The organism is Tenacibaculum pelagium, from assembly GCF_014062345.1.
Lineage (GTDB): Bacteria > Bacteroidota > Bacteroidia > Flavobacteriales > Flavobacteriaceae > Polaribacter > Polaribacter pelagius.
The window spans coordinates 55,933-68,820 of sequence record NZ_JACGLS010000003.1 but is presented as its reverse complement, the minus strand read 5'-3'; the positions used below and the strand labels follow the sequence as shown (position 1 = coordinate 68,820).

The window sequence follows — 12,888 nt, the reverse complement described above, 5'->3', positions numbered from 1 at the left end:
CTATGCAAATACAATTTATAGATAGAAAATCAGGAAAGAAAATTACTGAAACTCCTCCCGGAGAAGGTTTCTTAAAATTCCTATATCATAATCCTTTTGGAAAAATGGCTATTTTACCAATAGCGAAACGTAAATTTTTGTCAGCTTGGTATGGTAAAAAAATGGACAACCCAAGTTCCATCAACAAAATAGAAGGTTTTGTAAAAGAATTAGGCATCAATATGGATGAAGCAGAAAAATCAATTAAAGACTACACTTCTTTTAATGATTTTTTCTACAGAAAATTAAAACCAACTGCTCGCCCTATTGAAGATGGATTTGCATCTCCTGGAGATGGTAAAATGCTAGCTTTTAAAAATATAGCCGACATTCATAATTTCTTTGTAAAAGGAAGAAAATTTACTTTAAAAGAGTTTTTAGGAAATGGTGAATTAGCTGAAAAGCATAAAAATTCATCTTTAATCATCTTACGATTAGCACCAAATGATTATCATAGATATCATTTCCCATACAATGGAACACCATCAAAAATGACTAAAATAAAAGGAGACTACTTTTCAGTCTCTCCTTATGCCCTAGCTTCTAACTTTACAAAAGTCTTTTGCGAAAATAAAAGAGAATATTGTACGCTAACCACCAAAGATAAAGGAGACATTGTAATTGCTCCTGTAGGAGCAACTATGGTTGGTAGTATCATTGAAACTTTCAAGCCGAATTTAGAAATAAAGAAAGGAGATGAAATGGGGTATTTTGCTTTTGGAGGCTCTACGATTGTACTATTAATCGACAAAGATAAAATCTCAATCGATCAAGATATTTTAGACAACACAAAGAATCGAATTGAAACTTTTGTAAAAATGGGAGAGAAAATAGGCGAATAACTTATTATTTTTTAACATTTCAGTCCATTTAAAAATGATTGAAATCATAATTCTATTCCCGCATTAATCCGTAAATTTGCGAAGTTTTACACTTAGCAGATTTACTGATGAAAAAAATCTTAAATATCCTCTACTCAACCCGCTTAATGGCTGTGTTATTTTTCTTATTCGCAATAGCCATGGGAATAGCTACTTTTATAGAAAATGATTACGGAACTCAAACTTCAAAAGCATTAATTTACAACACATGGTGGTTTGAATTAATCATGGTGTTTTTTGTAATTAATTTTTTTGGTAACATTTTCAGATATCGTTTATACAAAAAAGAAAAATGGTCTGTACTTTTATTTCATGTATCGTTTTTATTAATTTTAATAGGAGCAGGAATTACGAGATACATAAGTTATGAAGGCTTAATGATTATTGATGAAGGTGAAACTACCAACACTTTTTTATCTGACACTAACTACTTAAACGTTGTTATTGATAACAATGAATTTCAAAAAGAAACCAATAATAAACTTTTACTATCTGCTTGGGGAACAAATTCAGCAAACTTTACAGAATATTTTCAACCTAATAAAGACAGTAAAAATCATAAAATAGATTTCAAACTTGTTGATTACATTCCTTGGGTTGAAGAAAAATTTATTGAAGACGATAATGCAACTGAACACATTTTATTTGTTGAAAGTTCAAGCGGAACTAGGCACGAACATTATATTAAGCGAGGTGAAATTGAAAACGTTCATAATATTTTAGTCGGTTTTGATGTAAATGACGGAAGCCCAAATATTAATATTTTTAAACAAAATGATTCTTTAAAAATAATTACAAAAGTTGCAGGTAATTTTCAAGTAATGGCGACTCAAGAAAAAGGCTTAGTAAAACAAGATACTGTTCAAGACTTTAAATTGCGTTCGCTTTATAATGTATCTGGTTTACCTTTTGTTGTACCAAATTACCCTACTAAAGGAGAAGTAAGAACAGTTCGCGGAAAAAAAGACCCAAAAAAATACGACATGGTTGTTTTTGATGTTACCACAGCTGGAAAAACGGAACGTGTAGAATTAACTGGTGGACAATTTAATGTTGACGGAGCTAAACAATTTAGTGTTGGCGATTTAAACTTTAGAGCTTGGTATGGTGCTAAACAACGTAAAACACCTTTTAGTATTAAACTAAACGATTTTCAATTAGAAAAATATCCTGGTTCAGAAAACGCAGCTTCATTTGCTAGTGAAGTAACTGTAATTGACAAAGATGAAACTTTTGATTTTAGAATCTTTATGAACAATATCTTAGACTATAAAGGATATCGCTTGTTTCAATCAAGTTATGATGATTCAAAAGAAATTGAACAAACACATCTTTCAATAAATCATGATTTCTGGGGAACAACAGTAACTTACATTGGTTATTTCTTATTGTTCTTTGGTTTAATAGCCTCTTTATTTGTAAAGAATACTCGTTTTTATGATTTAAAGAAATCTTTAAATAAAATAAGAGCTAAAAAGGCAACATTATCAATTGCACTTTTATTAATTAGCTCTTTAAGTTTTTCTCAACATCAAACACATCAGCCAAAACAATTATCTGAAACTCAAATCGATTCTGTTTTACAGAAGTCGGTGGTTGATAAAAAACATGCTGATTTATTTAGCGAATTAGTAATACAAGATGCTGGTGGACGTATGAAGCCTGCACATACATTTGCTTCTGAATTAGTAAGGAAAGTAGCACATACTGAAAATTTCAGAGGACTTACTCCTAGTCAAATCTTAGTATCGATTACTGAAGCCCCTATGTTTTGGTTAAATGTTCCTTTTATTTATCTTGAAAAAGGAAACACTCAAATACGTGAGGTGTTAGGATTACCTAAAGATGCTAAATATGCTCGTTTTATCGATTTATATAATCCTGACGGAAGTTCAAAAATTAGTGATTTAGTTGTTAAAGCTCAGAAAAAACGTATTCAAAATAAATTTGAGCAAGATGCTATAAAAATAGAACGTAGAGCTTGGTTATTATCTCAAGCTCTTGGTGGTGGTATTTTAAGAATTTACCCGATTCCTAATAATGAAGAAAACAAATGGGTATCTCAACCAGAAACTTCTCATGCAAATTTTAAAGGAACAGATTCCGTTTTTGTTCGTCAATCATTACCTGTATATTTTCAGTTATTACAAACATCAAAAAAATCGGGTGATTATACAGAAACAAATAAAATTTTAGATGGAATTAAAAAATTTCAAAGAAAATTTGGTTCTGAAGTAATTCCTACAAAAGACAAAATTCAGGTAGAGATTGCTTACAACAAGGCCAACATCTTTGTAAAACTATCAAAATACTATGGGTTTGTGAGTTTATTAATGATTCTCTTTGTTTTCTTTCAAATATTCAACAATAAAAAATGGATTAAATATGTTATAAAGGCTTTTATTGCAATAATAATAGTTTTATTTATTACACATGTTTTTGGACTAGCTATGCGTTGGTACATTAGTGGTAATGCTCCATGGAGTAATGCTTATGAAGTAATTCTATTTGTTGGCTTAACTACAATGTTTTTTGGTTTACTTCTAGGAAGGAATTCATCACTGACTATTGCAGCTACAACCTTTTTAGTTTCAATTACTTTATTTTTCGCACATTTAAACTGGCTTGATCCAGAAATTGCGAACTTAGTTCCTGTATTAAATTCTTGGTGGCTATATGTTCATGTTTCTATAATTGTTGCTGCTTACGGTCCTTTTGCTTTAGGTATGATTTTAGGAATCTTTTCTTTATTCTTAATTGTTTTCACTAATAAAAAGAACAAAAAGAAAATGAACTTACACTTAAAAGAATTGACTGTAATAAACGAGATGGCTGTCACTGTTGGCTTAGTAATGTTTACAATTGGGAACTTTTTAGGAGGAATGTGGGCTAATGAAAGCTGGGGTCGTTACTGGGGCTGGGACCCAAAAGAAACCTGGGCCTTAATATCTATAATGGTATATGCTTTTGTTTTACACATGCGTTTAATTCCAGGGTTAAGAGGAAGGTTTACTTTTAATTTATGGTCTATTATATCTTTTTATTCCATTATGATGACATTTGCCGGAGTAAATTTTTATTTATCTGGATTACATTCGTATGCGAGTGGAGATAAAGTTATTACACCATCATCTGTATATTATTCAATTGCTTTTGTTGTAATATTAGGTTCACTAGCTTGGTATAAACACAAGAAGTTCTACAAAAAATAATTAAAAATTAAGTATAAAAACGTACTTTTGCACGTTCTTTAAAAAGAAATTATGTTCAATAAAAATATAAAATTAGTTTTAGCAGGTTTAATAACAATATGGTCTGTGTATGAATTTACGCAAGGTCATATCATGAATGGAATTTCTATTCTTTTATTAGCTGGTATTTTCATTCTATTCTATTTTAAAAATGAATTCATATTACTTGCTTTCTTGCAATTACGTAAACAAAATTTTGAAGGAGCAAAAAAATGGTTAGGGTATATTAAAAACCCATCTTCTGCTTTAATTCAGAAACAAGAAGGTTATTACAATTACCTTCATGGTATTATGTTATCTCAAACAAACATTACTCAAGCCGAAAAATTCTTAAAAAAAGCAGTAAAACTTGGCTTAGCAATGGATCATGATTTAGCGATGGCAAAATTACAATTAGCCGGTATTGCTATGACTAAACGTAGAAAACGTGAAGCAACTAATTTAATGGCAGAAGCAAAGAAGTTAGATAAACATGGAATGTTAAAAGAACAAATGCAAATGATGAAGCAACAAATGAAGAAAATTTAAGCTTCTTTTTATTTTTTGTAATTTTAACATTTAACAAAGCTCTTCAATGATTAAGAAACTAGTTTTAAAAGCACTAGACAAATATGCTTCACGGTGGTTAGTTTTAATCATCGACATTTTTCTTGTATGCGTTTCGTTTGTCTTAGCATATACTGTTCGCTTTAATGCTAGCTTAAATTTTAATGTTGAAGATTTATACTATCAAATTCCTACCATTGCTTCAATAGCTCTAATTAGCTTTCTTGTAGTTGGATCTTACAAAGGAATTATTAGACATACTGGCACAAGAGATGCTTTTAATGTTTTTGTTGGAACTACACTGCTTTCAATTATAACTATTACTGTTGTTCTATTTAATAGTTTTTTTAATATAATACCTGATTTTACTATACCCAAAACAATAATTATAATTCATTACTTAATTACTGTTTTAGTTTTAGTAGTAAGTAGATATATCTTTAAAGCTTTTTATGAAATAATCTCAACTGAATTAGATTCTATTACAAACGTTCTTATTTATGGAGCTGGAGATTCAGGATTAATAACATATGGGGCCTTGAATAGGGATACAAAAAACAAATATGAAGTTATTGGTTTTATTGATGATAATTTAAAGAAAATTGATAAAAAAATAGATAGAATTAGAATCTATAATGGTAAAAAAATAGACAGAAATTTTATTCAAAATAAAAAAATTGATGAAATAATAATTTCTATTCAAAACATCAAGTCTGAAAAACTTCTCTATCTTACAGATAACTTGTTAACTTTAGGAGTAAAGATAAAAATAGTACCTCCTTTATCTAAATGGATTGACGGAGATTTAGAAGCAAATCAGATTAAAAGTGTCAAAATTGAAGATTTACTAGATAGAAAACCAATCTCAATAGATAACCCAATTGTACAAAGAGACGTAAATAATAAAGTAATTTTAGTTACTGGAGCAGCAGGATCTATTGGTTCTGAAATCTCAAGACAATTAAGTAATTATAAACACAAACATTTGGTTTTAGTAGATCAAGCAGAATCAGCTTTATATGATCTTCAACAAGAATTAGTTCAAAAAGACAAAGAAAATTTCACTTCTATTGTAGCTGATGTTAGGGATAAAAAAAGAATGTCTCTAATATTTGAACAATACAAGCCTCAAAAGGTTTTTCATGCAGCAGCCTATAAACATGTTCCTTTAATGGAGATGAGTCCATATGAAGCTGTAAAAATTAATATTGGAGGAACAAAAACAATAGCAGATTTATCGATAGAAAATAATATCGAACGTTTTGTTATGGTTTCTACTGATAAAGCAGTAAACCCCACAAACGTAATGGGGGCTACCAAAAGAGTTGCCGAAATGTACATTAGCTGCTTAAGCAACAATAAAAATCATAATACAAAGTTTACGACTACACGTTTTGGAAATGTATTAGGGTCTAACGGATCAGTCATTCCACTTTTTAAACGTCAAATTGAAAATGGCGGACCATTAACCGTTACCCATAAAGATATAACCAGGTACTTCATGACTATCCCCGAAGCTTGCCGATTAGTTTTAGAAGCTGGAACCATGGGAAATGGTGGTGAAATTTATATTTTTGACATGGGGAAATCTGTTAAAATATATAACATTGCTAAAAGGATGATTCATTTATCTGGATTAAATTTTCCAGATGACATTGATATTAAAATAACTGGTTTACGCCCTGGAGAAAAACTTTATGAAGAACTTTTAGCAAATGGTGAAAACACAACTCCTACTTATCATGAGAAAATAATGATCGCTAAAAATCAACAAATTCATTATGATTATATAAGTGATAAAATATTAGATCTATGTAATGCTAATAAAGATCATAATAATCAAAAAACAGTACAGCTTATTAAACAGATTGTTCCTGAATATAAATCGAACAATTCAATCTACGAAAAATTAGATATTGTTTCAAAAAATTAAATTAGTAATTTCGCAAAAAAAATCAACAATGCAAAGAGTAGCAAAAATTGCTTTAGCACTAATAATAGTGCTAACCATTACCTCATGTGTTTCTAAAAAAGAAATTGTTTATTTTCAAAATGATGAAATAAATCAATCATTAGAGAACAATAATTATAAAATCATTTTCAAACCTAATGATCTAGTTCAAATTACAGTTTCAGCAGTAGATATTGAAGCGGTAAAACCATTTAACTTACCCGCTGTCACCTATGCTACTACCACAAATAGTGTAATAGGAACTCCTAAACAACAATCATACCTTGTAGATAATGAAGGTTATATAGAGTTTCCTCTATTAGGAAAAATTAAACTAGGTGGGTTAACAAGAATAGAGGCCATTTCTATGTTAAAAGGTAAACTAGATCCTGACTACATTAAAAATCCAACGATTAATATTAAAATTTCAAATTTTTCTATTACTGTTCTAGGAGATGTAAAAACTCCTGGTAAATTTATAATTCCTAATGAAAGAGTTTCAGTTATAGATGCAATTGGTTTAGCTGGAGATTTAAATATTTCTGGAATAAGAAATATTGAAGTAAAAAGGGAAGAAAATAATAAAGTAGTCACTTATAATTTAGATTTACGTTCTAATAAAGTTTTTACTTCACCTGCATATTATTTACAGCAAAACGATATAGTTTATGTAAAGCCAAATAAGGCAAGATCTCAATCTGCCTCATACAATCAGAATACTGGCTTGTACCTTTCTATTACTTCTATTTTAATAACTATAGCTACTTTAATTGCTAAATAAAATTCATCATGAATAACGAAAAATATTCTCCTCAATTCCAAGATAATGATACTATTAATATTAGAGCTGAATTAGAAAAATATTTAATTCACTGGAAATGGTTTATTTTGGGTGTTTTGATCGCTATAGTAGCTGCTTTTTTTTACTTACGTTATAGCTCTCCAAAATATAATGCATCTGCAACTATTTTAATTAAAAACGATAAAAAAGGCGGAATATCTGATGAACTAGCAGCTTTTGAAGACCTAGGAATTGTTGGTGGATCAAGTAAAAACATTGATAATGAAATTGAAATCATTAAATCTAGAAAATTAATAACTGATGTTATTAATAAGTTAAATTTAAATATCAAGTACATTACTGAAGGTAGAGTTAAAGATTCTGAAATTTATGTAAACAAACCTTTTTCTTTCATTAGTTTAGACTCTATTAATAACCTTAATAAATTAGACACTCTTTTTACTGTTCAAATATTATCCGATTCGAAATTCAACCTATTAGATTTAAATAGCAATATAACTTCCGAAAATCTATTTGACCAGGTAATTAATGACCCTAACTTAGGGAGGTTTAAAATATCTAAAAATGATTATTTTAATAATAAGTCTTTAGAACAAAAAATAAAAATATCTATAAACTCTATAGATAAAGTTATTGACTCTTATAAAAGAGGAATTAATGTTTCCCCTATTAATAAAAAATCTAGTGTTTTAAAAATTACGCTTCAATCTGCTATTAAACAAAAAGCTGAAGATATTATTGATGAGTTAATTGCTCAATATAATATAGATGCTATTGACGATAAAAAGGAAGTTTCTAAAAAAACAAATGATTTTATAACTGAACGTTTAAAAAACATTGGTGCAGAACTTGGTAAAATTGATGGTAACGTTGAAACATTCAAACATAAAAACAACATCACTGATATCCAATCAGAAGTGCAACTTACACTAGAAACAAATTCAGAAAATCGTAAAAATTTAATTCAAGCATCCACTGAATTAAATCTTGCAAAATCTTTAAAAGAAGAATTAAATAATTCAGATTATTTACCTGCTAACTTAGGTCTATCAGATCCAAACATTGGTAAATCAATTACTGAACACAATCAATTAATTGCTCAATTAAAACGCTTAGAGAAAAGTGCTGGTGTAAAAAACACGATTCTTATAGAGGTTCAAGAAAATATATTAAGTTTAAAAAAATCTCTAGAACGAAGTTTAAACAATACTGTAAAATCTTTACAAACTAAAGTAAATGCATTGCAGCGTGAGTCTGGTAGATTCAATTCTAAAATCTCATCAATTCCAAGTAAAGAAAGACAATTTTTAGATATTGCTCGCCAACAAGAAATTATAGCTGGTCTATATTCTTACTTATTAAAGAAAAAAGAAGAAACAGCTATTTCTCTAACGGCAACAGCTGTACCTAATGCTAAAATTATTGACAAAGCATATAGTTCTGGTATACCTGTGAGTCCTAAAAGAAAAATCATATACTTAGCCTCATTATTATTGGGTCTAATAGTACCTTTTATTTTTATCTATTTAAGGGATCTTTTAGACACCAAAGTTCACACTAAAAGAGACCTTGAGGAATTAACAACAATTCCTTTTTTAGGTGACATTCCTCATTCTGAAACAAAAGAAAAAATTGTAATAAATTCTGGAGCGAGATCAAGTACAGCAGAAGCATTTAGACTAATTAGAACTAACTTAGATTTCATGCTTCCTAAAAAAACTGATGGAAAAGGAAAAATAATTTTTGTTACTTCCACGACTAGTGGTGAAGGAAAATCTTTTACATCAATAAATTTAGCTGCTTCTCTTTCTTTATCTGGAAAAAAAGTAGTTCTAGCTGGTTTGGACTTGAGAGCTCCTAAGATTACTGAATATCTAGAAATAACTGACAGAAAAGGAGTTACAAATTTTATAACAAACGACAATATCTCTTTAGATTCTTTAAAGTTTTCAATTGATGAAATTCCTAATTTAGATATTATAGCATCTGGTGCTATACCTCCTAACCCAGCTGAATTATTAATGAATGAAAGAGTTACTTCTATTTTTAAAGAGTTAGAAAACGACTATGATTATGTAATTATAGATACTGCTCCTGTAAATTTAGTAACAGATACTTTATTAATCTCAAAGTATGCTGATATGGTAATGTATGTAACTAGAGCAAACTATCTTGACAAACGTATGCTAGTTGTTCCACAAACATTATACAAAGACAAAAAACTACCTAACTTAGCTATTGTTTTAAACGATACAGATTTAAAACGAGGTTATGGTTATGGTTATGGTTATGGTTATGGTTATGGGTACGGAGTTGCTGAAGAAAACAACGCTCCTTGGTATAAAAAAATATTTAGTTAATAACCAACCATTGCTTATAATAAAAAAGGAAGCTAGTTAGCTTCCTTTTTTATTATCTAAATTTCTTGTTTTTATCTAACAAATGAATAATTTGTTTTTTTGTTTTAACTGTTCCAATCTTATTTAGTAATTTTAAATGATTATGATGATGGGTATCAGTACCTACAAAATCATATAAATTTTCTTTTAATAATTTTTGAGCTGTTTTTTGAACTCCTTTTCCGTATTGTTCTGTTAACGATAATAGATTTAATTGAAAAACACAACCTGCCTTTTTAAGCTTATAAAAATTCTCAAAATCATTATGGTAAAAAGCATAGCGCTCAGGATGTGCTAATACCGGTTTATACCCTTTTAACTGTATTTCAAATAAAATATCGTATAAGTTATATGGAGCATTGAAATATGACATTTCCACTAAAATATAATTATCTTTAAGTGTTAGAATATCATCTTGTTTAAGCCTCACTAAAAATTGCTCATCCATCATATATTCTGCAGCAGCATTAATCTTTATATCATTAAAACCTTGCTCTTTTAAAGCTTTCTGGACTTCGCTTAACTTACTTTTAATAGTTTCTGTTGAATTAGGGTATACATCACCCAAAACATGAGGTGTAGTTATAAAATTTTTAATTCCATAAGAATACATTTTAGAAATTAAAGAAATCGTATTTTCTAAATCCTTAGCTCCATCATCAATACCAGGTAACAAATGAGAATGAATATCAACAAAACCCTCTGGAAAAACCTCTTTTAAAGGAATCTCTTTTTTCTTAAAAAAAAGCATACTTTATAATAAATTAATATTTGCAAATTTAACTTAATAACAAATTATCTAACACAAAATCCATTCCTTTTTTAAACATGACTTCAATATAGTTAAGATTATTGTACATATAAGCTTCATGGTATATCTTTGATTTATTAAAACACACTAAAAAATGATTTTAATTGCTGATGGAGGATCAACAAAGGTTGATTGGATATTATTAAATAGTAAAAGAAAAGAAGTTTCTAGAGTAAAAACTTATGGATTAAATCCATCAGTAATTGAGAAAAAAGAGCTCCTCAATATAATATTAGGGGCCAATCAACTTATAGAGATAAAAAAAGAGGTAAGCGAAGTTCATTTCTACGGAGCTGGGTGTGGGACTAAAAAACCAGTTCAAATTTTAAGAGACGTAATGAAATCTGTTTTTGTGAATGCTGGCATTAACATCTCAGAAGATATGCTAGGTGCAGTATATGCAAGTTCACGAAAAAAACCAGCTATCGTTTGTATTTTAGGTACCGGTTCGAATAGCTGTTATTTTGATGGTTTTAAGATAAAACCTTCAACTCCATCATTAGGATATACAATTATGGATGAAGCTAGTGGCAATTATTTTGGTAAAATTTTATTGAAGCATTTCTTTTACAAAAAAATGCCTGGTAATATTAGTGAAAATTTCAAAAATGAATTTAACCTAGATGTTGATACAGTTAAAAGAAACTTATATAGAGAGTCCAACCCTGCTATGTATTTAGCTTCATTTGCAAAATTTATGTTTGATTATAAAGAATCTAAATATATTCAAGAAATAATTAAAAATGGATTTCAAAAATTCTTTGAGTATAGAGTTCTTCCTTTTGATAAGGACAAAAATACTCCAATCTATTTTATTGGATCAATCGCTTTTTATTTCAAAGATATTCTAGAGCAGGTCGCTTTAGATAATAATTTAATTATTACAGATGTTATACAACGTCCAATAGACCGGTTAGTTGAATATCACCAAAACTTAACATAGTTCAACCGCTCTTTCTAAAGCAATACCACGAGATCCTTTAATTAAAATTGAACTTTCTTTAATTGAGTTTTTCTTTAAATACTCACTAAGTTCTGAAAAACTAGAAAACTTAGGATAATTAGTCTGAGTCTTAAAAAAATTATCTCCCAAAAAAATTACTTTTTCAAAATTAGCCTCAGATACTAAGTTAACGATATTTTGATGCTCAACACCACTATACTCACCAAGCTCAAACATATCACCTAAAATAACTGCTTTACGAGTATCTTCTAATAGTTTAAAACTCTCAATCGCTGCTTTCATACTTGTAGGGTTTGCATTATAAGCATCTAAAATTATTCTATTTGTTTTTGTTTTAATTATTTGAGATCTGTTGTTAGACGGAACATAATTTTCAATAGCTTCTTTTATTTCATTAACAGAAACATTAAAATAGTTTCCAATTGTTATAGCTGCAGCAATATTATTATAGTTATAAAGTCCTATAAGATTGCTATTAATTTCAACATCTTTGAAAGAAAGTTTTACAAAAGGGTTAGCATTTACAAACTTAATCGTAGAATCAAAAACAACTGTATCCATCTTTTTGGTTTTATCAACTTGAGTTTGATCATCAGGGTTAACAAAAACTTTTTTCTTGTTTTTTTTTATAAAATCGTATAACTCGGATTTTGCTTTTATAACCCCTTTTAAAGAACCAAAACCTTCTAAATGTGCGCTTCCAAAATTAGTAATATATCCAAAGTCTGGATTTACAATTTCAGATAAAAAAGCAATCTCTTTATGGTGATTTGCTCCCATTTCAACAATCCCAACCTCAGTTTCTGAAGTCATTGATAATACGGTTAAAGGAACTCCGATGTGATTATTTAAATTACCTAAAGTAGCTGTTGTTTTATATTTTGAAGAAAGAACAACATTAATCAGTTCTTTAGTTGTTGTTTTACCGTTACTTCCTGTTAGTGCTATTATAGGTATATTTAATTGATTACGATGATGGTTAGCTAATTTCTGAAGTGTTTCTAATACATTATCAACCAATATAAATCTATCAGAACTTTTATATTCTTCTTCATCAATTAAAACATAATTAGCTCCATTATTTAAAGCTTGTTCTGCAAATTTATTTCCATTGAAATTCTCTCCTTTTAAAGCAAAGAAAATAGAATTATTTCTAATCTTTCTTGTATCTGTATCAACTAAACCATGTTGAATATATAACTTGTATAAATCTTCAATTCTCATTTGGTAAAAATAAAAAACCT

The 12,888-nt window shown here is 28.8% G+C and carries 9 protein-coding genes; 7 read left to right on the top strand and 2 right to left on the bottom strand.

The genetic code is table 11. The annotated features are described in order from the left end of the window. Positions 1 to 2: 2 nt before the first annotated feature. The 6 genes from asd to H3Z83_RS07285 all read left to right on the top strand — a co-directional run bounded on the left by asd (position 3) and on the right by H3Z83_RS07285 (position 9,830). Complete coding sequence (gene asd, locus H3Z83_RS07310) at positions 3 to 881, top strand: archaetidylserine decarboxylase (protein ID WP_220455453.1); 879 nt, start codon at positions 3 to 5, stop codon at positions 879 to 881. Between the two features lie 107 nt (positions 882 to 988). Then, positions 989 to 4,132: a cytochrome c biogenesis protein CcsA gene (gene ccsA / locus H3Z83_RS07305; RefSeq protein WP_182124828.1), complete on the top strand. Its 3,144-nt coding sequence runs from the start codon at positions 989 to 991 to the stop codon at positions 4,130 to 4,132. Positions 4,133 to 4,183: 51 nt separating this feature from the next. Beyond that, entirely contained in the window at positions 4,184 to 4,699 is a 516-nt protein-coding gene (locus H3Z83_RS07300; protein WP_182124827.1) for a DUF2892 domain-containing protein, read from the top strand. A 46-nt stretch (positions 4,700 to 4,745) separates the two neighbouring features. Then, a complete protein-coding gene (locus H3Z83_RS07295; RefSeq protein ID WP_182124826.1) occupies positions 4,746 to 6,650 on the top strand; it encodes a polysaccharide biosynthesis protein in 1,905 nt (634 codons plus the stop codon). 28 nt (positions 6,651 to 6,678) lie between these two features. Then, on the top strand, positions 6,679 to 7,449 hold the full coding sequence (locus H3Z83_RS07290; protein WP_182124825.1) for a polysaccharide biosynthesis/export family protein: 771 nt from the start codon (positions 6,679 to 6,681) through the stop codon (positions 7,447 to 7,449). Positions 7,450 to 7,457: 8 nt separating this feature from the next. After that, on the top strand, positions 7,458 to 9,830 hold the full coding sequence (locus H3Z83_RS07285; protein WP_182124824.1) for a GumC family protein: 2,373 nt from the start codon (positions 7,458 to 7,460) through the stop codon (positions 9,828 to 9,830). A gap of 52 nt (positions 9,831 to 9,882) precedes the next feature. Here the strand turns inward: H3Z83_RS07285 and H3Z83_RS07280 are convergent, their stop codons facing one another. Further along, positions 9,883 to 10,620 (bottom strand): tyrosine-protein phosphatase, encoded by a 738-nt coding sequence (locus tag H3Z83_RS07280; protein WP_182124823.1) that lies wholly within the window; start codon positions 10,618 to 10,620, stop codon positions 9,883 to 9,885. Positions 10,621 to 10,774: 154 nt separating this feature from the next. Here H3Z83_RS07280 and H3Z83_RS07275 point away from each other — a divergent pair, with 154 nt between their 5' ends. After that, positions 10,775 to 11,623 carry an N-acetylglucosamine kinase gene (locus tag H3Z83_RS07275; RefSeq protein WP_182124822.1) on the top strand — a complete coding sequence of 283 codons (849 nt, stop codon included), beginning with the start codon at positions 10,775 to 10,777 and terminating at the stop codon, positions 11,621 to 11,623. Here H3Z83_RS07275 and H3Z83_RS07270 read toward each other — a convergent pair. After that, entirely contained in the window at positions 11,615 to 12,868 is a 1,254-nt protein-coding gene (locus H3Z83_RS07270; protein WP_182124821.1) for a UDP-N-acetylmuramoyl-tripeptide--D-alanyl-D-alanine ligase, read from the bottom strand. The two genes, H3Z83_RS07275 and H3Z83_RS07270, sit on opposite strands and share 9 nt — an antisense overlap. Positions 12,869 to 12,888 lie beyond the last annotated feature (20 nt).